23 protein-coding genes are annotated in these 23835 nt (G+C 45.7%); 3 read left to right on the top strand and 20 right to left on the bottom strand.

Features of this window, described 5'->3' with window-relative positions; translation table 11 throughout:
• Positions 1-154: 154 nt before the first annotated feature.
• Positions 155-382 (top strand): hypothetical protein, encoded by a 228-nt coding sequence (locus tag ACSQ8O_RS30415; RefSeq protein ID WP_028554145.1) that lies wholly within the window; start codon positions 155-157, stop codon positions 380-382.
• 195 nt (positions 383-577) lie between these two features.
• Here the strand turns inward: ACSQ8O_RS30415 and ACSQ8O_RS30420 are convergent, their stop codons facing one another.
• The 18 genes from ACSQ8O_RS30420 to ACSQ8O_RS30505 all read right to left on the bottom strand — a co-directional run bounded on the left by ACSQ8O_RS30420 (position 578) and on the right by ACSQ8O_RS30505 (position 19725).
• The gene (locus ACSQ8O_RS30420) at positions 578-1090 is read right to left on the bottom strand and encodes a DinB family protein (protein ID WP_436244674.1); all 513 of its coding nucleotides are present in this window, start codon (positions 1088-1090) and stop codon (positions 578-580) included.
• A 127-nt stretch (positions 1091-1217) separates the two neighbouring features.
• Positions 1218-3413 carry an alpha-galactosidase gene (locus ACSQ8O_RS30425; protein WP_436244675.1) on the bottom strand — a complete coding sequence of 732 codons (2196 nt, stop codon included), beginning with the start codon at positions 3411-3413 and terminating at the stop codon, positions 1218-1220.
• 152 nt (positions 3414-3565) lie between these two features.
• Positions 3566-3853 (bottom strand): ferredoxin family protein, encoded by a 288-nt coding sequence (locus tag ACSQ8O_RS30430; RefSeq protein ID WP_028554142.1) that lies wholly within the window; start codon positions 3851-3853, stop codon positions 3566-3568.
• Positions 3850-5160 carry an FAD-dependent oxidoreductase gene (locus tag ACSQ8O_RS30435; RefSeq protein WP_436244676.1) on the bottom strand — a complete coding sequence of 437 codons (1311 nt, stop codon included), beginning with the start codon at positions 5158-5160 and terminating at the stop codon, positions 3850-3852. The genes ACSQ8O_RS30430 and ACSQ8O_RS30435 overlap by 4 nt, the downstream gene beginning before the upstream one ends.
• Entirely contained in the window at positions 5157-6293 is a 1137-nt protein-coding gene (locus tag ACSQ8O_RS30440; RefSeq protein WP_436244677.1) for an electron transfer flavoprotein subunit alpha/FixB family protein, read from the bottom strand. The genes ACSQ8O_RS30435 and ACSQ8O_RS30440 overlap by 4 nt, the downstream gene beginning before the upstream one ends.
• A gap of 24 nt (positions 6294-6317) precedes the next feature.
• Positions 6318-7151: an electron transfer flavoprotein subunit beta/FixA family protein gene (locus tag ACSQ8O_RS30445; protein ID WP_436244678.1), complete on the bottom strand. Its 834-nt coding sequence runs from the start codon at positions 7149-7151 to the stop codon at positions 6318-6320.
• A gap of 766 nt (positions 7152-7917) precedes the next feature.
• The gene (locus ACSQ8O_RS30450) at positions 7918-9240 is read right to left on the bottom strand and encodes an LLM class flavin-dependent oxidoreductase (protein WP_056614824.1); all 1323 of its coding nucleotides are present in this window, start codon (positions 9238-9240) and stop codon (positions 7918-7920) included.
• A 16-nt stretch (positions 9241-9256) separates the two neighbouring features.
• A complete protein-coding gene (locus ACSQ8O_RS30455; protein WP_436244679.1) occupies positions 9257-9787 on the bottom strand; it encodes a GNAT family N-acetyltransferase in 531 nt (176 codons plus the stop codon).
• 12 nt (positions 9788-9799) lie between these two features.
• Positions 9800-10276, bottom strand: coding sequence for a DinB family protein (locus ACSQ8O_RS30460; protein WP_436244680.1), 477 nt, complete (start codon positions 10274-10276; stop codon positions 9800-9802).
• A complete protein-coding gene (locus ACSQ8O_RS30465; protein ID WP_436244681.1) occupies positions 10273-11460 on the bottom strand; it encodes a M20 peptidase aminoacylase family protein in 1188 nt (395 codons plus the stop codon). The genes ACSQ8O_RS30460 and ACSQ8O_RS30465 overlap by 4 nt, the downstream gene beginning before the upstream one ends.
• A 20-nt stretch (positions 11461-11480) precedes the next feature.
• Positions 11481-12491 (bottom strand): LLM class flavin-dependent oxidoreductase, encoded by a 1011-nt coding sequence (locus tag ACSQ8O_RS30470; RefSeq protein ID WP_436244682.1) that lies wholly within the window; start codon positions 12489-12491, stop codon positions 11481-11483.
• 34 nt (positions 12492-12525) lie between these two features.
• Positions 12526-13278, bottom strand: coding sequence for an amino acid ABC transporter ATP-binding protein (locus tag ACSQ8O_RS30475; RefSeq protein WP_056614840.1), 753 nt, complete (start codon positions 13276-13278; stop codon positions 12526-12528).
• Positions 13275-13985: an amino acid ABC transporter permease gene (locus ACSQ8O_RS30480; RefSeq protein WP_436244683.1), complete on the bottom strand. Its 711-nt coding sequence runs from the start codon at positions 13983-13985 to the stop codon at positions 13275-13277. The genes ACSQ8O_RS30475 and ACSQ8O_RS30480 overlap by 4 nt, the downstream gene beginning before the upstream one ends.
• A complete protein-coding gene (locus ACSQ8O_RS30485) occupies positions 13982-14758 on the bottom strand; it encodes an amino acid ABC transporter permease (protein WP_436244684.1) in 777 nt (258 codons plus the stop codon). The genes ACSQ8O_RS30480 and ACSQ8O_RS30485 overlap by 4 nt, the downstream gene beginning before the upstream one ends.
• Before the next feature lie 40 nt (positions 14759-14798).
• Positions 14799-15680 (bottom strand): transporter substrate-binding domain-containing protein, encoded by an 882-nt coding sequence (locus ACSQ8O_RS30490; RefSeq protein ID WP_436244685.1) that lies wholly within the window; start codon positions 15678-15680, stop codon positions 14799-14801.
• 136 nt (positions 15681-15816) lie between these two features.
• Positions 15817-16713, bottom strand: coding sequence for a LysR substrate-binding domain-containing protein (locus ACSQ8O_RS30495; protein ID WP_436244686.1), 897 nt, complete (start codon positions 16711-16713; stop codon positions 15817-15819).
• A gap of 167 nt (positions 16714-16880) precedes the next feature.
• Positions 16881-18551 (bottom strand): DUF4091 domain-containing protein, encoded by a 1671-nt coding sequence (locus ACSQ8O_RS30500; protein ID WP_436244687.1) that lies wholly within the window; start codon positions 18549-18551, stop codon positions 16881-16883.
• Between the two features lie 40 nt (positions 18552-18591).
• The gene (locus ACSQ8O_RS30505) at positions 18592-19725 is read right to left on the bottom strand and encodes a Gfo/Idh/MocA family protein (RefSeq protein ID WP_436244688.1); all 1134 of its coding nucleotides are present in this window, start codon (positions 19723-19725) and stop codon (positions 18592-18594) included.
• A gap of 146 nt (positions 19726-19871) precedes the next feature.
• Between ACSQ8O_RS30505 and ACSQ8O_RS30510 the strand changes: the two genes are divergently transcribed.
• Positions 19872-20768, top strand: coding sequence for an AraC family transcriptional regulator (locus tag ACSQ8O_RS30510; protein ID WP_436244689.1), 897 nt, complete (start codon positions 19872-19874; stop codon positions 20766-20768).
• An 84-nt stretch (positions 20769-20852) separates the two neighbouring features.
• Here the strand turns inward: ACSQ8O_RS30510 and ACSQ8O_RS30515 are convergent, their stop codons facing one another.
• Both ACSQ8O_RS30515 and ACSQ8O_RS30520 read right to left on the bottom strand, forming a co-directional pair.
• A complete protein-coding gene (locus ACSQ8O_RS30515; RefSeq protein ID WP_436244690.1) occupies positions 20853-21275 on the bottom strand; it encodes a GNAT family N-acetyltransferase in 423 nt (140 codons plus the stop codon).
• Positions 21276-21373: 98 nt separating this feature from the next.
• A complete protein-coding gene (locus ACSQ8O_RS30520; protein ID WP_436244691.1) occupies positions 21374-22699 on the bottom strand; it encodes an MFS transporter in 1326 nt (441 codons plus the stop codon).
• Positions 22700-22883: 184 nt separating this feature from the next.
• Between ACSQ8O_RS30520 and ACSQ8O_RS30525 the strand changes: the two genes are divergently transcribed.
• Positions 22884-23648, top strand: coding sequence for a sulfite exporter TauE/SafE family protein (locus tag ACSQ8O_RS30525; RefSeq protein WP_436244692.1), 765 nt, complete (start codon positions 22884-22886; stop codon positions 23646-23648).
• The last annotated feature ends 187 nt before the right edge of the window (positions 23649-23835 follow it).

The following is a 23835-nucleotide window of genomic DNA, read 5'->3' on the forward strand; positions in this document are numbered from 1 at the left end:
TATGAAACATTTTCAGCCGCTAAATCGTATTATCTATATACGAAAATACATAGCAATCTCTTATTTGTCTTAAAATTGTAAAACTATTTTAAGGTTCTATTAATAATAATCCGATATGCTAGTACTATATCCAATTCTTAGGATGGTGGAACTCATGAAAATGTTTATTACGATTCATAACAAACCTGTACCCGTATACTCCGATGAGAAAAATAAAAAGAAGTTCAATTTACTGAAGTCAGCACTTGAGGCCAAGGTTACCAAAGGTAGAGCAACACTCAAGAAATGTCTGGATTCCATCATTAGCATCGAGATTGTCGGGTGCGAAGCGATTCTTCATTCATTGAATGAACGAGATTCGTTGGCCTTATCACTTTACTAAAAAAAAGCCTGAAATCCACTGATGGATTTCAGGCTTTTTTGCTACCACATAAGAAAGTATAAGTTTTCAGACCCGAAAACAGCTTTCCTATTGGCGATAAAACCTACTATATATAGGGATCTTTGGTCGGAGATCAAAGTCTCTCAACTAATAAACGCGGTCGCTCATCATTGAATGGCCTCGATAGGGGTTTTCTCATAAGTACTTCTGTTCTACGATATTAAGATGATGCTGGGCATGCCCTGCGATCACGTAAGCAATTGCTCGGGCAGAAATTGCGAATGTATTCGCTGTCCCAAAACGTGTCCAAGCTGTTTCGGTAATGGTAGGCAACAACGCCAACGTAGCTTGTCGCACGGCTTGGAAATCCTTCACCAAATCCGTTAAAGCCACATCGTCGAAAGATGTATTGGCAATGAAAATGTCTTGATCAAAGCCAGGTAAATCCGTCGTGTCCCCACGAGCAATGCGGAGTAATCGATAGCTCATAATTCGCTCTGTATCCGTAATATGAGCCAGTACTTCCTTCAAACTCCACTTCCCTGGTGCATAGCGAGATAAAGCCTGCTCCTCTGTTAATTGTGAAAATAGGGATACGAGTGCCTTTTCTTGACTATTCAAAATGGATACATAATCCCCTTCGGGCACCAGCCCGATATAACCCGTATAGTAGGATGAATATTCGTCATGACTTGGTCGTTGCAGCATGTTAGAATTGTCTCCCTTCACTTATATGATGGTTTGAATCTATCTATCATATCTCAAAATTCCCGAAAAATGAATCATCTTCCACATAAAAAACCCATTCCCTAATTCAGGAATGGGGTAGATATCTCTACTGCTGTTTAGCATTCAGCAGCCAAATTTTGCTCTGGAAGTCGTTATGCAATCCGACGACAGGAATACCGGCGTATAACAAATGATCGCCTGGGAAGAGACCTTCCGAACCTTCGATTTCATAATCGAAGTCAGGGTTGAGTCCTTTTAAACGTAACGTCTTCAACGGCGCATACGGTTCTGCAAGCACTCGGATGAACACAACCATGGCTTGTGTCTTGTCCTCGGAGACAATCATCCACGCGGTGTCGTTCCCCTCGAACGGGCTCAACAGGCGATACATATCGCCAAATTGAACAAGCGGTCGAAGTTGTTTGTAGTCGGCAACCTGACGTTTGACGAGCTCTTTCTCTTCTTCTGTGAACTTCGTCAGATCAAGCTCATAGCCGAAGTTACCGGACATAGCTACATGACCGCGGGTTTCCAAGGACGTCATGCGATGAACTTGATGATTAGGTACAGCAGATACATGCGACCCCATGGAACTAACAGGGTACACGATACTCGTACCATATTGGATTTTCAAACGGCACACGGCATCCGTATTATCGCTTGTCCACGTTTGCGGCATGTAATACAGAATGCCTGGATCGAAACGCCCACCGCCGCCGGAGCAGCTTTCAAACAAGATATGCGGGTATTCGGTAGTAATGGCTTCCATTACGCGATACAAGCCAAGCATATAGCGATGTGCTGTCTCTCTTTGACGTTCAGGTGGCAAGGCCGCGGAGCCAATTTCCGTCATATTCCGATTCATATCCCATTTGACGTAAGTAATTGGCGCACTACTCAATATATTACGCAGCATGGCCATCACGCCTTCACAAACCTCTTGACGTGAAAAATCAAGAATCAACTGCCCACGACCTTCTGTACGTCGACGATCCGGTACATGGAGACACCAATCAGGATGCTTTCGGTACAATTCACTTTCTGGTGATACCATCTCTGGTTCAAACCATAAACCGAATTCCAAGCCTAGCTTATTAACTCGCTCTACTAAATCTTCAAGTCCACCAGGGAGCTTCGCCTTATCGACAACCCAGTCCCCAAGTGAGGTCGTATCATCATTTCTTTTGCCGAACCAACCATCATCCAATACGAAAAGCTCAATACCAAGCTCTTTTCCGGCACGAGCAATACTTTCAATTTTATCTGCATTAAAATCGAAATACGTCGCTTCCCAGTTGTTGACGAGGACAGGTCGTACACGATCACGGAATTCACCGCGGCACAGTCGCGTACGGTATAAGCGGTGATAGGCTCTGGACATCTCACCAATCCCCTGACCAGAGTACACCATAACAGCCTCAGGCGTTTGGAACTGTTGTCCTGGCTCTAGCAGCCAACTGAAATCAAAAGGATTGATTCCGATAGAGACTCGTGCTGTAGCAAAAGGATCGACTTCGGCATGCGCTGCGAAATTCCCGCTGTATACGAGGTTAAAACCATACACATCTCCGTAGTCTTCATTCGCATCTTTGGCAAGTAAAGCGATAAACGGGTTATGGGAGTGACTGCTTGATCCACGTCGGCTTTCAACGGTTAATTTACCAGGAGCCAAGGCTCTTCTTTCAATATGACGCTCACGCGCCCAACTACCTGAGAGCTGCAACAGATCCCAGTCGGCATGCGGAAAGTCTACATTCAAGCTTAATGCTCGCAAAAGCTTAAGTTCAGCCGTTCCTTCATTAATGAAACGAACAGAACGCGTGATAGCCGCATGATCGGCGAAAATCGTGTACGAAAGAATGGCTCGCAAGCCGGCTACTTTATCAACAAGCTCAATTTCTAGCGTTTCAGCTTCATGATCTGCTTCTACATACGTAGATGGTAAGCCATCTAGTACTGGCTTTCCTTGCACGATACGATGCTTGTCATAGACAAGCTCAGTAATCGTCGAACCATTGGGTTGCGCAACTTGATACGCAGGCTCGCGGAAATCGCTTGTCCCATAAGCAGGATACTCCTGTGGAAGCGTATCGAAGGAGATCTTTCTATTTTCCTTAACCGGATTCGGGCTAAAAGAAGCTCGTTCCTTATATTGAATCACCGTGCCGAGTTGACCAGATCGTATAGAGCGGCCCCAGTACACGTGGGCTGGATAGGAACCATTAATAAGCTGAATCACATAGCTCATATGTTTATTTTGCAAATGGAATATACCTTGTACAGGTTCAAATGAAATCGTCATTATAAATCCCTCCTATCCTCTATTATCGTGTCCAGAAGGAAACAAAACTATGGAGAAACTACACCTACATATGGAGGAATGTCGTTTTATTAGCAAAAATAGAACCAAGACCTCTAATCGGTCTTGGCTCTATTTTCATCAACATATCTCAATTAGCCGTATTTATACGTCATCCCATGGCCGCCCTTCGGATACACCCAATCGATGTTATAAGAAGGACACGCTATGCGACATGTTCCACATTCAATACAATTTTCAAATGCAACAGTCGTGATCTTAAGCTTTTTTTCCCACTCATACACATCGGAAGGACAGAAATAATTACAATCCTTCGTCACACAATTCAAGCAGGTTTGTTTATCTTTAATAACAAGATGGGATTTATCATCGCATTTGTAACGAATGGTGAACAGTTTATCTGAAATATCACTTTGGCTCATCCGTTCATCGCCCTCCATCCCTTGTAGCCCAGCTTCATCAAGTTTACCGTGCCGCCAGCGGCATTTTTGATGAGCTTCATGGCCATTTTTTGTTTTTCAGCTTTCGTAATCCCATCCACGAGGAACATATTGTAAGCGGCTTCGTTTACAGCACGTGGCAGTCGATCGAACAATAACCCAGGATCCTGCTCTTTCAAAAATTGATGCATTCCCTTGTACTTCTGTAGATCCTTGTGTACAAAAGATTCTTTGATTTTATTATCGTAGAGATGCATCGTTGGGGCTGTAAAATCCCCGCGTGCTTTCGCTTCGATAATAGCCTCCCCTGCCAAACGGCCTGAGGTCATAGCAAGATTCGTCCCCTCCCGGTGGACAAAGTTTATCAACTGCGCGGCATCCCCACAGACACACCAGCCATCACCAGAAAGGGTTGGTATTGAATGGAAGCCCCCTTCTGGAATAAGATGACCAGAATATTCCTTGGTCTCCCCACCTTGAATCAACTTCCGAATCATCGGATGCTGTTTAACCGCGTCAAGTACAGCGTATGGCTTCACCTTTTTATCCCGCAAATGGTTTACCATCACACCGACCCCTAACGAGATCGTTTCTTTATTCGTGTATAGAAAGCCCATACCCGCCATACCGAGCGAGGTTTCGCCCATAAATTCGATGGTGACACCTTCGTCTCCCTCAAGTCCGAAGCGGTCCTCAATCTTCTCTCGTGGCAGTGCAATAACCTCTTTGACCGCTAATGATACCTCATCCGGCATCCATTCCTTATGAATCCCCATGGCTTTACCAAGCAAGGAGTTAACGCCATCAGCAATGACGACAACGTCCGCATATAAATCGCCATCATCTCGATCAGTTCGTACGCCAACAACCTTGTTACCTTCCCGAATAACGTCTAATGCCACAGTTTCATAAATGGGAATGGCGCCTGCTGCTACAGCTTTTTCAGCGAACCACTGATCGAATTTGACCCGCAGACCCGTGAAGCAATTGTAAGGCTCTTTGTAGGCTTCATTACGATGGCCGAACGTGACCATGGACTCTTTACCCATCATCCAGATCCGTTGTTCAACAATATAGCGCTCCATCGGAAAGTTCTTCTCTGTCCAAAACTCAGGAACAAGTTCCTCGATTTGCTTCCGATAAAGGACACCGCCAAAAATATTCTTAGCGCCTGGAAACTCGCCTCTTTCGAGCAGTACAACCGATAACCCAGCTCGGGCCATCGTTAACGCTGCAGCCGCTCCAGCGGGACCACCGCCAACGACGATGGCGTCGAATTTTTCATTCATTTCGCTTCACTCCTTTCTCGGGCGAAGGTCGCCTCTGACTGCGTCTGCGTAGTGGATATTGAGGCATCAACCACCTGAGGATGAATGCCGAAAAGCGTGCGACGTTTCCTGAATTCCTCTGTAATCGCAGGAACAATTTTGAATAAATCCCCAACAAGACCGTAATGGGCGAATTGGAAAATAGGTGCTTTCTCGTCTTTATTGATCGCAACGACGACATCGGCATGACTCATCCCGACCGTGTGCTGCACAGCACCGGAGATGCCGATGGCGAAATAGAGCTTCGGCCGTACCGTCGCGCCCGTCTGCCCCACCTGATGCTCATGGCTGATCCAGCCCGCATCAACAGCAGCGCGTGACGCGCCAACGACACCGCCGAGCGCGTCCGCTAGCTCGGCGAGCAGCTTGAAAGCATCGGGCCCGCCAAGTCCGCGGCCCCCAGCAACAATAATCTCGCAGTCCTCGAGATTGAGCTTCCCTGTTTCGCGCAGGAAATCTAGCACCTGCGCGTCAATCTCTTCCTCCCGCATCGTAGCTTCGATACGGATGATCTCGCCATGGCGCTCCGCATCTTTCGGCAGCGCTTGGAACACGCCAGCGCGCGCTGTCGCCATCTGCGGCCGGTACTGCTTGCAGAGGATGGTGGCCATCATCTTCTCGGAGAAAGCCGGCCGGCTGGCCAGCAATAGACGCGACGGCGGTGGCTCCACGTCGAGCTGAGTCGTGTCGGCCGTCAACCCCGTCGGCAGGTGCGTTGCAATCGCACCTGCTAAGTCGCGACCTGTCGCTGTCGCGCCGAACAGCACGATCTCAGGCTTCGCTTCCTCGATCAGCTTCAGGCAGACCCGGCTGTATGGCCGGGTCCTATAGTTGCGAAGCTCCGCGGCTTCGCAAAGGTAAACCCGATCCGCGCCGTACGCAACGGCTTCATCAGCGAGATGTGCGACATTCTCGCCGATGACGAGCGCCATAAGCGGCGCTTCCAGCTTTGCTGCTAGCTTTTTGCCTTCGCCTAGCAGCTGCCAGGACACCTTTTTCGCGATGCCCTCGCGCTGCTCAACGACGATCAAAACCCCACGATATGCCGACCAGTCCGGCATCGATGGATCAATCTGTTCCGTTTCTCTTGCCATCGTGTCATCCTCCGTTCCTAACTATTAAGCCCAATCTAATACGGTCTGCATGTCCTTCGTCAATATCTTGTCAGCCAGCTGAGCTGCGCCAGTTTCTGGACTATCGAAAGTGATCATTTGCGTTTTCACCGCTTTGATCTCGGGTACCCACGTTTTGGCAACAATCGTTGGCGAGCCTTTGAGTCCAATCTTTGCCCGCTCCAAATCTGGAAAATCTGCCGTAGTCCATACGGTAGGCTTATATCTAGCCGCTCGAATCATGCCCGGCAATGATGCTCGTCGCACTTTATTCAGCTCTTTCAATGCGGTGATCAGTACTGGCATGCTTGTCTCAACCACTTCAATGCCATCCTCCAGTAAACGATGAACGCGTACTTTGCGTTTTTCTTCATCGACCTTAACCACTTTATTGACATAGGTAAGTTGTTCCAAATCCAATCGGCAGGCTACGCCTGGGCCAACTTGTCCGGTATCACCATCTAATGTTTGTTTTCCACAAAATACGATATCCACCGGCCCCCACGTTTCCGCAATTTTGCGAATTGTTCGAGCAACAACGTACGAGGTCGCTAGCGTATCCGCTCCTGCAAACCCGCGATCCGTTACCAACACGGCATCATCAGCGCCTAAAGAAATACATTCTTTAAGTCCTTTTTCAGCGGGTGGCGGTCCCATTGTGACAACTGTAATACGTGCACCTTGCTCATCTTTAATACGCAATGCTTCTTCCAAACCATGCATATCATAGAAATTCACAATACTGGGAACACCTTGACGAATGAGCGTATTATTTTTGGGATCAATGCGAATTTCTCTAGAATCCGGTACTTGTTTAATACAGACGACAATATGCAGCATCTCTGCACCCTCCTATTTCTGCGGGGAAGTGGCTTGCATGTTTACCACAGGCCTCGGAGGGCCTGTCATCATTGTGAATTTTGTCACGTAAATGTCGATGCGTAATCGCTTTCAGAGCAATTTATTGCCTTTCGAACAAACATAAAGATAAGAATCTAACACAGTATATGCGCGAAGGTACGGAACTTGACTAAAGTCTTGAAAAAATTGAGATACATGCTCATGTTCGACAGACTATTTCACTGAAAGACATTTTCTGTGGTATCTACAAGTGGCATGAAGGTAATTCAATAGCTCGCTAAAGTACACTTAATAATTATTCTATTTTCGAAAAATCTAGCTCCCCTCTTGCTCGAAAAGACATAAATCGTTCTTTCCAAAGGAGGCTTCTAGCTCCAATTATTTATTGTAGATACCACAGAAAATGGTTTCTCTCGATAGAGTGGGGGGAGCACCGTGGGGTGCGTCTATAGGTTGCGTGAGATGTGCTAGGTTGAGTGGATTATATGGGGTGCGCGGGGTGCGCGGGGTGCGCGGGGTGCGCGGGGTGCGCGGGGTGCGCGGGGTGCGCGGGGTGCGCGGGGTGCGTGGAGTGTGTTGGGCCCGTAGGGTCCGTGTCCTTCGTGGGGTCCGTGGAGTGGGTAAATCGGGTGAGTAATTAAGTTAGCTGCTATGTTTGAGATATTTTTTGATGCAGAGAAAAAACTGCCCACTGGCTTTTCAGCCATGTGGACAGTCTTATAGATACCTAGTGGTCAAATTTTAATTACACATTCACCTTCGTATATCGATTCGCTGGAACTGGTATGCCGAGGTTTCCACGAAGCGTATCTGCTTCATACTCGGTTCTATACAATCCGCGCTCCTGTAGAATTGGCACTACGTGATCAACGAAGTCATCCAAGCCTTTTGGCAATGCAGCGGCGATGATAAAACCATCTGCTGCATTTTCTTCGAACCACGCTTGCACGCGATCTGCAACGTATTCAGGTGTGCCAGTGAATTCGTTACGAGGCGTAGCCACATTCAAAGCCACTTGGCGCAGCGTTAGGTTTTTCTCTTTGGCAGTTTGCTTAATTTTGTCAGTTCCGCTCCGGAAGCTATTGCTCCCGAAATCCCCCAGCTCTGGAAATGGTTCATCCAACGGATATTGAGAGAAATCATGATGTTCAAAGAATCGGCCTAGATAATCCAGCGCTTTGTCAATTGTCACGAGGTTCGCAACTTCTTGATACTTGCGCTCAGCTTCTTCTTCTGTGAGTCCGATTATCGGGGCTATGCCCGGTAGAATAACTACTTCATCCGGATTACGGCCTTCGGAGGCAGCTCTCTTTTTGATATCAGCATAGTAAGCTTTCGCTTCGTCAATCGACTCATGTCCTGCAAAAATCGCATCCGCGACTTTCGCAGCAAACGCTCGGCCATCCTCGGAAGCGCCTGCTTGGAATATGACCGGCTGTCCTTGTCTTGAACGAGCGATATTCAACGGCCCCTGGACGGAGAAATATTCACCTTTGTGGTTCAATGTATGGAGCTTGCTTGGGTCAAAAAACACACCGCTTTCCTTATCACGAACAAAAGCATCATCTTCCCATGAATCCCATAGTCCGCGTGTCACTTCCAAATATTCATTAGCGATCCGATAGCGCTCGGGATGAGATGGGTGCTCTGTTTTGCTATAGTTTTTCGCTGAACCTTCTAGTGGAGAGGTAACTACGTTCCAACCGGAACGTCCGTCACTAATCAAATCAATGGAAGCAAATTGACGGGCCACCGTGAATGGTTCACTGTATGACGTCGACAATGTTCCCACCAGTCCAATGTGCGAGGTAACCGATGCTAATGCAGACAGAATGGTAATCGGCTCGAACCGATTCAGGAAATGTGGGATTGATTTTTCCGTAATGTATAAGCCATCCGCGATAAATACAAGATCAAATTTACCGGATTCAGCTTTCTGTGCTTGTTGTTTATAAAAGCCAAAATTCACACTGGCATCTGTAATCGCCTCAGGATGTCTCCAGCCTGACACATGACCACCTACACCGTGAATGATGGCACCTAATTTGATTTGCTTTTGTTTCGTCATCGTTCTCTCCGTCCTTTCACAATATCGCTGCAGTCTGTATGTGTAACCGATAGCTTTTCACGAGTATTTCACCTTTTTGAATATCCTTGTCATAAGCGCGTTCGAAGCCCAAACGTTCATAGAGCTTCACAGCGGACTCCATCATATCCGAGGTATGCAAATGAAGTGTAGCTGCGCCTAACTCGGCAGCGCGTCTTACATTTTCTTTAATCAATGCGGTTGCGATTCCCTTGCCTCTGGCACTTGGCGAAACCGCTAGTAAACGAAGGATAGGTGACTCAATCTCAAGCTCTGGCGCGCCGTAAGCGGCTTCGGAAGATTGAAACAACTGAGAGCTACCCACAACTTCATCGTCAATTAGTGCAATAATCCGCGCGATGGGCTTACTACTATCCACAGATGCGATAATATTTTCTTTATATTGATCCCAGCCTTCTGGAGGCAGTACTTCCCGATATTGACCATAGGCATCTTCTAGAACTCTTCGAATCGCTTCGCGGTCACCCTCATTGGCTTCCCGAATGTGAATCTCTTTTGCATCCGCCATACCGAATCCCTCCTATACGTGCGCTTCCAACGCATTCTTGATTCGTGCAATTTGTGCTAAATGAACCTGCACATGTGCGATAAAGGAGTTAACAACATCTTTAAGTGTAAGTGTTTGTCCTTTGAAATTTACGCCTGTTTTCTCCCAATCATCGGGAGATAATCGTCCAAAAAGCTCGTGATTATACACGAGTAATGACTGAAATAAAACTAAAATATCGGACGCTAAGCCTTCATTGGCTTTGGCGCTGCTAACCCATGGATCTTGATCAAAGGCTGGCAATATGGCCGATGAGCCAGATATAATAGCACGGATTCGGAAGGAAACAACAATGTTATGGTCGGCCAAATGGGACAGAACCTCTGTTACACTCCATTTATCCAGCGCTGGCTTCCAAACCAATTGCCCTTCGCTCAGTCCCTGGATCGCTTCCTGAAGTTGTTGATGCGTATGCAAATAGGCTGATAAATCGGGAATCGTTGTGCTCATATGGATACCTCCAAAGGTTCGTCAGATGATAGGTCTTCTAAGGCTTTCTGAGCTAAAATAGCAAAATATCGCGCACTAATCGGCAAAGCTTGTTCGTCAATATCAAAAGCAGGATGATGCCACTCTTGCGGGCCTGATGTACCCATGAATACGAAAACTCCGGGAATTTTCTTCTGGTAGAAAGCAAAATCCTCGCCTGCTGGTGTCGGCACAGGTGTAATGACATTCAAACCAGCTTGTTCTGCAGCTTCTTTCGCCAACAGCGCTAATTGCTTATCATTGAACACAGATGGTGGTCCTTTGATCCACCGAACAGCAGCCTTCGTCCCATAAGCAGCGGCAACCCCATGCACAACCTGCTCCAATCGCTCGATAACAAGTGTTCGGACATTCTCATCAAATGTGCGCAGTGTGCCATCTAGAATGGCTTTATCAGGAATCACATTCCAAGCAGTTCCGCTATGGATGCGTGTCACACTAATAACTGCACTATGCAATGAACTAATATTGCGGCTAACGATAGATTGAAGCGCGGTAATGATATGTGCTCCAGTTACAATGGGATCGATACCCGCTTCAGGAACAGCCGCATGTGTGCCAAGTCCTTCGACTTCGATTACGAATCCGTCCGCCGCCGCCATTAGTGGCCCATCTTTGACCCCTATCGTCCCGACAGGAAGATCAGGTTTGTTATGCATGCCATAAATCGCGCGAACCCCTTCAAGTGCGCCGCTGCTTATAACCTGCTCCGCGCCCTGCGCCTTCTCCTCAGCTGGTTGAAAAATGAATCGAACTGTTCCCTTTAGTTCATTTTCCCGTTGTTTGAGCAAGATCGCTGCGCCAAGCACAGCAGCTGTATGAAAATCATGACCGCAAGCATGCATCTTCCCTGCAACCTGCGACGCATAAGGAAGCCCTGTAGCTTCTTGAATCGGAAGGGCATCAATATCAGCCCGTATGGCAATAATTGGCCCTTTCTGCAAGCCGCCGACCTCTGCAATAAGACCCGTTTTTAGCTGGAAATCGGCAATACGAATCCCCGCTTCCGTGAGCCAACCATGAATCGCAGCAGTTGTTTGAATTTCCTCATGTGACAATTCAGGATGCTGATGTAAATGACGTCGAATATTCACCAACTTCTGTGCCAAATCCGATGACGTCTGCTGGAAAGTTGTTGCACTCATTTCACATGCCTCCTTCATGCCTACACTAACAATTCCGCGAATGCTTCACTCAGCAGTTCAAAGGAACGCAGGCGTTTGCTAAAATCTTTCACAGATGTCGTTACGATAAATTCATCGATATTATATTTCTGCTGAATCTCGATCAGCTTTTGGCGAACAGTCTCTTTCGTACCCTTCGTAATTTCCGCTTGCTTCTCTTCAACCGTAAATTTGGCCTGTGTTTGGCGGCCATATTCTTCCGCTTGCTCAAGCGTTCCGACAGTTAACGTCTTGCCGTTTTCCAAATGAATTTTGACATTCTTGTATTCGCCTGCAAGCTCAATAGCTTCTTCTTCCGTATCTGCTACGATTAGTGAGAGTGCCAAAAGAAGCTTAGGTTGTGTGCCTTTATCCGTATTAAAATGTTGATGATAAGCATCAAATGCCGCTTCTGCAATCGCTTGATCGCCATTAATGAATTGGGCAAAAACATATGGTAAACCAGCCTCAGCAGCCGATTGCGCGCTCGCTGCACTTGCTCCGAGGATATAAATCTCCACAGGCACACTTGGAATTGGCGAAACTTTCAAGCCCTTCAAGGGATGCTCATCATGCAGTTGATTTTTCACAAATTGTTGTAAATCCTCTAACTTCTCCGTCAAAGTAGCTGCTTCAGTAATTCCTTGCTGCAACGCTTTCGTTGAACGAGGTAAGCCCCCAGGTGCGCGACCAATGCCGAGATCTACCCTGCCTGGTGCTAAAGAAGCTAGTACATTGAAGTTCTCAGCCACCTTATAAGGGCTGTAGTGCTGCAGCATGATGCCGCCGGAGCCAATGCGAATGCGCTCTGTTTTGGCTAATAAATGTGAAATTAAAACCTCGGGTGAAGAACCCGCTACTTGTTCGGAATCGTGATGCTCGGATACCCAGAATCGGTTATAAGAGAGCGATTCCGCCTTCTGTACGAGCTCAATCGTATGCTGAAAAGCGTCATAGGCCGTTTCGCCTGGAAATACGACACTTTGATCTAAAATGCTCAATTTAATCCCCATGTTCATACACTCCGTTTCCATAACTGAGTTGATGCTAGATGTTGTAGCTCCATTCAGGCGTAATACGCTTCAGGAATTGTTTCGTCCGCTCTTCTTTGGCATTGCTGAAAATATCCCTCGGTTTGCCTTCCTCCACAATGACACCTTCATCCATAAAGACCACATGATTAGCCACTTCTCGGGCAAAGCCCATTTCATGGGTGACGATAATCATCGTGATACCTTCCTTCGCAATCTTCTGGATCACGTCCAGCACTTCACCAACAAGTTCAGGATCGAGTGCGGATGTCGGTTCATCGAATAAAATGACTTCAGGATTCAGAGCCAGCGCGCGGGCAATTCCAACACGTTGCTGCTGTCCACCGGATAGCTGGCTTGGATAGGCGTCTAACTTGCTTCCCAACCCCACTTTCTCCAGCACTTTTACGCTAGTCTCTCTTGCCGTGACTTTCGATTGCTTTTGAACAATCACAAGGCCTTCCATAACGTTTTCGAGGACTGTTTTATGCTTGAACAAATTGTAATGCTGGAACACCATCGCTGTTTTTTGCCTGAGTGCATGAATCTCACCTTTGCTGGGGCGCTTGCAATTCACAGTGAAATCCCCGATCGTCACTTCACCGAGACTCGGCTTTTCCAAATAGTTCAAGCAACGGAGCAACGTTGTTTTACCTGAACCGCTGGGGCCAAGAATACAGACGACTTCTCCTTTTTGCACGGTAAGGTTGATTCCTTTCAGCACGTCGTTTTTACCAAACGATTTGGTGATATTCGTCAGTTGAATCATGACACGCCACCTCGGTTATACAAATTGATTCGTTTCTCTAGTAAGCCTGTGGCTCGTTCAATCAAGAAGGTGATACCCCAGAACAGCAAGGCTGCTGCAATATAAGCTTCGAAAAATTTCCAATTCGTCGTTGCGACAATTTGTGCTTTAGCGTTGATTTCCACAACAGATACGGTAAAGGCCAGTGTAGAACCGTGCAGCATGCCAATCAACGTATTGGATAAGTTCGGTAAACTTACGGCTAATGCTTGTGGCAAAATAATACGACGTAATGCCTGTGTCGTCGTCATCCCGATCGAATAAGCAGCTTCCATTTGCCCCCGATTAATCGCCACGATGCCCGATCTGACGACCTCCGAAAGGTAAGCGCCAGCGGTGATGGAAAAGGATAGAAAGGCAAAGCCGATCATGGGTATAGACACAGAGCGGAAGCTCCAACCAAAAGCAACCGCAATCGAATCAATGATCATTGGCAATCCGAAATAGATAAGGAGCAAATGCATAAGCATCGGTGTACCGCGAACAAACGTCACGTAAGCTGTTGCGAGATAATAAATAAAAGGCACGCGGTATAGTCGGATTAAAGCTACTGAAGCACCTATTAAAAATCCAAAAAAGACAGAAACTACAGTAATAATCAGTGTAGTAGGCAGTGCAGAAAGCAATTGAACAAAAGCCGTCCATATGAATCCAGGGTCGATACTCATGCTTGGAAGCCCCCTTTATCCGGCTGTGAGGACCATACACCTCTGAACCATCGGCGTGATAATGGTTGACGTTCTTCTGTCACAAGCGGTTGCTCGTGTTGGAGCAAGCGCTTCTCGATGTACATAAACAGCTTTTCCAGTCCAAAGCAGATGACGAAATAGATGATGGATAAGGAAATGTACGTTTCCATAAAATGCTGTGTGGCCGCTCCGAGCGTTTGTGCTTTCCCCATCAATTCCATGGCACCTAGTGAGAAGGCCAATGAGGTATCCTTCAAGTTGGCAATAAGCAGGTTCGTAAAGTTGGGCAGCGAAATCGCAAGTGCTTGCGGCATAATAATGCGGGTAAAAGCTTGATAGCCCGTCATGCCTACAGAGTAGGCGGCTTCTACTTGCCCTTTGTCTACAGCTTTTACCGCTGCACGGATGACCTCAGAAATATAAGCGCCAGAGTGTAAAGCAAATGTGAGAATAACAAATGATAAGACAGGGGCTTTGGAGACATCCACATGGATGGCCTTCAGCAGTTCAGGTAAACCATAATAGATCAGAAATAACTGAATCAGAATTGGTGTTCCGCGAAAAAAGGAAACATAGATCTGTGATAACCTTTGCACAACCGGTATTTGATAAAGCCGGGGTAATGCAATGAGAAATCCAAAGACGATCCCGAGCACCATTGAACAAACAACTATGAATAAGCTGATATGAATGTAGTTCAGTAATTTGGGCAGAAAATCAAATACATAGGTGATATCGAATTGGGTTGCCATGATGGTGATCTCACCTTTCATAAAGTCATGACATGCTTATTTATTTGCTATCTTCTTTTTTCGTAAAGTCTCCGCCTAACCACTGCGTACTCAACTTCGACAGCGTGCCATCTGCTTTGACAGCTTTTAAAGCGACGTCAATTTTATCCGCAAGCTCTTGTCCGTCTTTATCATTTTTGCGGAATAAGAAACGCACTTCAGCTTCTTCAATAATCGGGCCAACTACTTTTAATTTACTTTGCGGATCTACGAGTGGAAGCAAGAAATCCGCTCCAAGTGCTCCATCAGCACGTCCTGTTGTAAGCTGGGTGACCAAGTCGTTGGCTGCGCCACTCTGATAGACAATTTTGATCGCATTGTCATTGGCTTTGTTATAGTTCTCCAGCAATGTGGCCTCTGCACTTGTAGCCGTCGTTAATGCTTTCTTGCCTTTCAAATCATCGATCGTTTTCACAATCGTATTATCTTTGGCTACGATGACCTTGGTTTTCCAATACGCATAAGGCTCGTTATTGAACAAATATTTCTGCTCACGCTCTTTGTTCTTCTCAATTTCATGTGCAACAAAATCAATTTTGTTCGTTTCTAAGCTAAGCAGCAAGTTGGCGAAGTCCATCGTTTTAAATTCGAACTCATATTCAGGCAACCGCTTATCAATCTCTTTCACTAATTCAATATCGTATCCTGTTAGTTTTCCGTCCTTATCCAGAAAGGCTACGTTCGGGAATTGTGTCCCTGTGCCAACGATGATTTTCTTTACTTTCACAGGTGCAGCCGTTGCAGCCGCAGTGGCTACTGGCGCTTTTGATGCATCAGCAGCAGCTTTAGGAGAAGCATTCGTTGTCTCGCTTTTCGCACCGCAGCCTGCCGCTACCAAAGTTAATGCTAATGTTGTTACCGTAAGTGTTGTGAAATTTCTCATTGTGAACCCCTCCGAATTTTCATGTATTTAATCCTTATAATTCCTACTTGTTTTGTATGAATTATTGCTATGCCTTTAATTTATCATCAAGTTGTCGAACTGGATAATAGAGTTTTTCTATATGCATATTGAGAAGTTAAATCGTATCCCGAATCGACTGCGCGATTCCTTTACATAATTCTAAGGCAGAGTTGAAAAATAAGGTGTTCTCACCGTTCAACACAATCATGTTTGTTTGCAGGGAAATACCTGCTATTTCTGGAAACTGAATCGGAAACAGCTTCCCCTCCTTGACTTCCTGTTCGACACATAGACTTGGAAGAAATGCAATACCAACACGACCAACCACTAATTTCTTAGCCGTCTCCAACGTATCCGTCTGAAATTCAATGTTCGGTGGTTGCTTCATACTCGCAAATAGACGGTGTATTCGCATCCAATCGAGAGAACCACATTCAAAGAAAACAAGGGGATATTCTCCTATATCTTCCATACAAATGGCTTCGTTCCCTATAAAGGGATGTCCTTCGTAGACATATAGACGAATGGGATCTTCATATGCTTTGGCCGAAAGGAGATTCGGGTGACTAATATTTCGTACAAAACCGAAATCAAGCTCTCGATTCAGCACCTTATTAATGATCTCCTCGGACGAAGCCGTAGTCAGCTTATAGTTCACATCTGGATATTTCAACTTAAGCTTTGGAATGATGGTTGGGATGATATAGTTCGAAACGGATACGGTACAACCTACGCGCAACTCATTTGGCAGTGTACGTTTCTGCTTCAATTGAATTTTACTTTTCTGAAAAGTTTGCAAGAGTTGTTGGGCATATGGCAGAAATTTCTTCCCATCATCCGTCAACGAAATCTGCTTCCCAATCCGCTCGAACAGTCGACAATCCAGCTCACGCTCTAAGGATTGTATGCGTGCTGTGACGGATGGCTGGGATAAAAAAAGCACTTCCGCCGCTTTGTTAAAACTGCCATAATGAATAACGTAGACGAAGGCTTCAATATTCTCAATATTCAATACGAGCACCCCTTTCGTCAAATAAGTAATAAAACTTATTATTCCGATTAATTAACTTGGTTTTATATTGGTATAACTATAGATCAACACCCATAATAGTGTCAATACCAAAAAAAAGCTGATCTCCCTTTCCTAGCGGGAGCAGCTTTTTTCATATTTAATCCTATTTAACTGTTTACTGCAATCGCCTGATTAATTCGCTCGCGCACTCCAAGCATCCATTCTGTACTACGCGGATAAACGGAGAACGTAAGTGGCTCTGACAGCCCTTCTTCAATCAAGGCAACTGTTCTCTCCTTGCCGATCTTCGTCTCGAGCAATTGTAAGGCTCGCAAGTCCTGCAGCGCTTCATGGAATACTTCCAACCGAATCGACTCAATTGGCCCCTCTTCACCTGGGTAAACGACAAAGCTGTCTCCTGAAGGGAACGTATGCAAGGCATCTGTCACTTTGAACGGATCCAATTGTTGAATGGAATACTGGGAGTAATAGAAGTTGTATCCCCAATGCAGAAACCCTTGGATGCCAAACTTGTACAACTGCAAACCAATGATTCTATTGCGTGCAGATGGCATGTTAAAGAAACGGTTCGACACTTCTTTGTACTGTACACAGCAGTAATAGGTCCATAAATCAGGGACACCTGCCTTGAGGAAAGGCTCGATATGATCGTTCGATGGAATCGGCTTCTGAACAATCCCCTGCTCGTAGAAGGAGATCTCCGTCAGCGCATCGATAATCGGGTAATTGGGAGGAAGGAGTTTCTGAACGAGATCACTCGCCTTTTTATACGTATCCAAGTTGGCTTGGGTAGGCTCATCTGACACATGAAAATAACTGCAGGACGCGATGCCAAGCCGATGGATGACGCGATCAAGTTCTGGTATGAGCTGCCCGAGGAAATGAGCGTAAGACTCCCCGGCGGCATCTGTTTCCCAACCGAAAATCCGCTGTTCTACCCCGCCAATACTAGCCATAATTTTCGGCGTATGTTTAGCCCCCCATTGGGTGAACAGATGTGAGAATTCGAAGTACTCGACACCTTTGCTTTGACACAGTGCCACCCAACGCTCTAGCTTTGTAAACCCAAAAGCATACGTCGTGCTGGCATCGATATTACCATCATCAACACTTACATCAATTAACTGTACGGTTGGGCGCTCTCCCCCTACTACGGTATCTAGCGGCGGGGTAAAGATCGGCGTCAGAATCATGTTGATTCCATGTTTAACCGCAGTTTCTAGAAACTGCCCTATGCGCGACCAGTGCTCCTCACTGAATACAGGAATGTTGTAATGTGTCGCAAGGCAATCCGTATGAAACCATTCCGTATGGATAAGCTTCTGTTTCGGAAGTGTTGCTGCGAGTACGGTGAGTTCCAGCACTTCTTCACTTAGTTTCTCCCCCTGTGGCGAAGTGAAGCTTACATGTACGTTATTCGTGCCCGCACGAACAGATGAATCTAATTCAACATGGATCCAAACAGATCTCCATTGGCCAGGAAGTGCGGTTACGGTTGAATCCTCAAGTGGATACAAGGGGTCGGGATACAACCCCGGCGTCGTTCGCAGAACGTGCTGATCATGGTTCGCATAGCAAGGCATTTCAGAAGGAACAAGACCTACAGCACGAATTGTAAAAGGTAGATCCAGTGTCGAATTGACCTCTACACCGATGTTTTTCAATAGTTGATTGGAGGTAAAGGCAATTTGGAAAGCAAAGTGCTCTCCTCTTAGTGCCGATGCTTGTTTGTACGGCGCTTCTTGTGGAGCTTCATCTGCAAATACTTTGGATAACGAGCTTAAGCAAATGGTTTGAAAAGTATCCTTAGGGTCCATGTGCATATTCCTCCATTGTTAGAAGATTCAAAAGGGGCATTTAATCCCAATTTAAAGTTTGGAATGTCCCGGTTTTTGCAGACTCTTGCGCTTTTATACACATCAGAGCACTCATCAAACCATCATCAAGCGTCGAGATGGAGCTAGCCGTCTTTTTCATGATTTCTGTAAAATTACGTGCCAGCTTCTCATCACCGCCAAAATGATTACTTCCCGCAGCGATCTCATAGGTCTCCACTCTCGCTGTATGATGCATATGTACTTTAACTATGCCTGTGTAGAAATCAAAATCTACCGTACCCTTATATCCCATAAAGCGCGCTCCACGTGCTGCAGCACCATTTCGAATAAAGAAGTTTTGCGAGTATGACATATGCATACCGCTTTCATATTGAAACAGCGCACTTCCGGAATCTTCATTCCCCGTATCTTTGGCGTAGCAGCAATACTGCCATGTTGGATCTAGCACTTCCGCTGTATGCACTGTGCTCTCCAAGCAGGTGCGATTATCTTCACAATCGACACATTTGAGCCCAGCAGATTTATGACCTTTGAAAATTTGCTTCGATGTCATCGCACAGACAGTGATCGGTCTCTGCCCAAGTATAGCTTGAATATAATCAAGATCGTGCGTTGCTTTTTGGAGGAATAGCCCCCCTGTTTCTTCCTCGTTTCGGTACCAGCTTTGAAAATATACACGGCCATACGGCACATTGTTAATCGCTTGGACATGTTCTACCGTGCCGATTTTGCCCGATTGAATGATCTCCTTAACCAACTCCACAATGGAGGTTACGCGTAATGGGAAGGATACCACGACAGGCGATTTGGATGCCTCGTAACCTTGTTTCAAACGAAGAAGATCTTCGTAGTTTGTAGCTACTGGCTTTTCGATATAAAGAGGTAGATCATGTTGTAATACTTTCAACCCCATTGTTGTATGGAGATTACAGCGAGTGCCGATCATGGCCCCGTCTAGCTGCTCCGTCTCCAGCATTTGCTCCGGCGTATCATAGTACTTAATGTGATCCCAGCCTTGTTCTAGTAACTTGGCTTTAATCTGATCTTTACGTACATCAACAATCGCTTCAATTCGGCAGTCCGCATCTGCCTTCAATACTTCTTTAATCACATGACTAATTCTAAGTCCATATCCAATTACACCTATCTTCATGCTAGCTCCCCCTCGAACTTTGCGATACCTTGATTATAAAAGAAGGACCGAGGCTTTTCTTTGTCCTGAAAGCCGATTTTTTTGTTTTTTCTGCTGTGTTATGATAGACCTATACGAATTGCATCGAAAGATCAGGAGTGACACCCATGACGATAAGCGAAACGAACACGACCGAGTATCAGCGGACACATTTGAAGATGAGTCTGGTAATCCAAAAAGTCATTACGATGCATTACTTCGAGTTTGGTAAGGATTATTCGTTTAATGGGGAGAAACATGACTTCTGGGAATTTCTCTATGTTGATCGCGGCGAAGTGGAAGTTCATGCGGATGATCAGCGCTATTTACTTAAACAGGGATCTATCATTTTTCATAAACCCAATGAATTTCATAGCTTCTATGCGACCAAAGGAAAAGCGCCCAATCTGATTGTCATGACGTTCGATTGTTATTCGAAAGCTATGCAATTTTTTGAGCAAAAAGTGCTGCATTTAGAAGATGAGGAACGTAATCTCCTTGCCCAAATCGTACGTGAAGGACAACAAGCCTTCGAATTCCCATTCGGTCATCCCCTTGTTCGCAGACAGGATGCGCCTGTTGGTAGTGAACAAATGATTCAAAGCTACCTAGAAATTCTCTTAGTTCGTCTGCTGCGGAAATCTGCTCAGGCGGAATCCGATACGCCTCTCTCTACGGTTGCTAAGGAGAAGTCAGTCCATGATTTGACTAGCAAAGTCATGAGCTACATGGAAGCGCATATCGATGCTCACCTTACGCTAAACGAAATCAGTCAAGTGTTCTGTGTAGGCAAAACACAGCTCAAGGAGCTTTTCAAAAAACATACGAACTATACGCTCATGGAGTACTTCGCCAAATTGAAAATCGACCAAGCCAAAATCCTAATTCGCGAAGAAACGTATAATTTCACAGAGATATCTAGGCAATTGGGCTTCAGCTCCGTTCACTATTTCTCCAAAGCATTTAAGAAAGCAACGCTAATGAGTCCATCCGAGTATGCTAGAACGGTCAAATCCCGCATGTAAGCACTTATCTTCCTAAAAGCCAAAAAATCCCGAGAAGCTGCCATTCGCAGTTCCTCGGGATTTCTCTTTGCTCGCCTTTGATGATTACTCTTCGTCTTCTTCCTCAACTTCATACGTGCACAGGAACCGCTCTACGCCTGGATATTTCTCACCCAGACTGCGAATTACGAATCCAACGTTGCGATAAAATTGCACAGCCTCTTCATCGGTTTCCACCGTAATGCGAACTGGCTGCATATCATCAATAATTTCAAGCAGCATGCCGCGTCCGAAGCCTTCTCCTCTGCTCTCAGGTTCAACGGCGAGGTGGCGAAGCGTCATTTCCTGTTTTTCATTCAGCTCGAAGCCGATAATGCCGACAGGTAAACCTTCCGACTCATAGGCAAATAACCATGTGTTTTCATTATTTTCATATTGACTGAGGGCTTCTTGAAGACTTTCAGGATCTGGAAACACACTATAGCCAAGTAATTGTTGAATATCACCCTCGTGAAGGCGGGATTTCACATTTAACAGCACGTACACTCACTTCTTTCTATATTCGTATATCTCTAATATTCTACTAATGGGTGATGACTGTCAACTTACGCCAATTGGCATGCTATCTATCCTGACAAGGTCGCTTGCTTCACAGTTCGAATGGCTAGTGGCACAGCAAAAGCAACTATGCTTGCTATTAACCCATAAACGAACATCCCATGAATGCCGGTGTAGAAGATGTCTGCTTTCGTTACAATCGAGCCCATTACCGTGACACTGACCGCCGTTCCAATGTTACGTGCAAATAGCTGCAGCGAAGTCGAAATCCCCTTCTGATGGGCCTCGACTAACTGCTGAGCACCGATTGTTGACACCGTAAACAAAAGTCCAAACGAGAGTCCCAGCATGGTAAGCGTGCTGAACACGTAACCGAAAGAGGTGCCATCACGAATAAAGAATAGTAAAACGGCTGTGATGACAAGTAAAGCGTTCCCCGTTAACAGCAACGGCTTATAGCCGAAGCGTATCACCCATTTCCCACTCGGGATTGCGACAACCATCCACCCGATCGATGTGCCGAGCAGCGCAATTCCACTTACAAATAGCGAATGCCCTTGATTTTGCAAAAATAAAGGAATAAAACTGGACGTTCCGAAAAGAGCCGCACAGCTGAGAAAAGAGCCGCCTATCATCAAAGCCACAGGCTTATTACGCATCAACGTCATGGGAACTATCGGGGCAGCATGCCTTTTTTCATAGAGGAAAAATGCAATTAGCAGAACCACACCAATAGCACCATAGATGTAGGTATAGGAATGTACAACGGTGATTAGAAGTAAGGACGATATTCCCGCCGCAAACAATAATGCACCCCAGTAGTCGATTACTGCTTTCTTCGGTTGATACACTTCTTTGTAAGGGAGCAAGGCTAGTAAAGCTATGAGACATATCGGAACATTCACGAAGAAAATCCAGCGCCAGTTCAAATAGGTTACAAAAAACGTACCTAACGTAGGAGCTAAAATTGCCGCTAATCCCCACATGCCTGTGAAAAAGGCTTGAACCTTTCCTCGCTGTTCCACAGGGTAAATATCTCCAGCAATAATAGATGGAAATGGCATCATCACCCCTGCACCAATTCCTTGAATCGCTCTGAAAATAATGAGCTGCACCATACTGTCTGCTAAACCACAGAGTACGGAACCGCCAAGAAATAGGAGAATACCCGCGGCATATATGCGTTTGCGCCCAAATAAATCCGATAAACGCCCTGCTAAAGGAGCAAGAACGGTAGATAGCACCATATAAGAAGTAAATGCCCAGGCATATAGACTGTTTCCACCAATGTCATTCACAATGATCGGCATCGTTGTATTAGCAATTGTCGTATCCATAGACGCGACTAACATGGCCAGTACGATACTGACCATCACGGTAGTTCGATTACGCATGAATTGTCCTCCCTAAGCTGACTTAGACACATCTATCCATTGTACCTGATTCCAGAATTGATGAATAGCAAGGAATTTACTCGGAATAGAGATAAGCCTGGAAAATTTCTCTTTACAAATACCTTTTAGGGGACTAGAATTAATCCAATATGTTTAGTGGGTAATGAAAAGAGGACATGACAACATGACTTTGAGTATTATTCTAATGGGTGTAATTGTTGGATTTCTGGTCGGAATGACAGGTGTTGGCGGCGCTTCCTTGCTGACTCCCATATTAATTTTAATTGGTATTCATCCTTCCATTGCTGTAGGAACTGATCTTCTTTATAATTCGATTACGAAGCTTTTCGGTACGGTTCAACATTGGCGACAGAAAACAATTGACTTTAAACTTGTAAAAATGCTTGCCCTAGGCAGTATTCCAGGTGTCGTAGTTGCCGTCGTGTTCCTGAAATTATTCGATTCTTTCTTTGATAATCAAGAAGTGATCATCAAGCACGCACTCGGCTATGTGTTGATTCTGGTAGCCTTCGCAACGTTGTTCAAGGTATTCTTCGGACATCGGCTGAAAGAAAATCGTTGGCAGCTTAAATCTTTAGAAGAGAAGCGTTGGTTGACGATTACGATTGGTGCCGTTCTTGGCTTCGTTGTTGGACTAACGTCCATTGGCTCTGGTTCCTTATACGCCATTGCTATGCTCTACTTTTTCCGAATGATTCCCGCACAGCTCGTGGGCACAGATATCGCGCATGCCTTTCTACTCTCGTCGACAGCAGGTATTCTACATGCAAGTATGGGGAATGTGAACTATACACTCGTCTTTAATCTTCTGATCGGTTCGATCCCTGGCGTACTCATCGGCAGCATGCTCGCAACGAAAGCACCTACAACTGTACTTCGTACGATTATTGCTACCCTAGTATTAATTAGCGGTCTTAAATTAATTTAAAGTTGAAGCAGAGCCCTAGGCTCTGTTTTTTTTGTTTAAGAAGACTCGACTCCCCCTGTCGGATCCTGCGGTTACCCGGGAAATAGCAGAATTATTTCCTTCTATGCCGTGCCCATTTTTCCATACAAATAGGCTTTAACCTACACCCTGAAACTAGTCTCTCTCATACCTTGTGAAGAACAACATG

The sequence above is a fragment of the Paenibacillus sp. LjRoot56 genome, from assembly GCF_964253335.1.
In the GTDB taxonomy this organism is placed as follows: domain Bacteria; phylum Bacillota; class Bacilli; order Paenibacillales; family NBRC-103111; genus Paenibacillus_E; species Paenibacillus_E allorhizoplanae.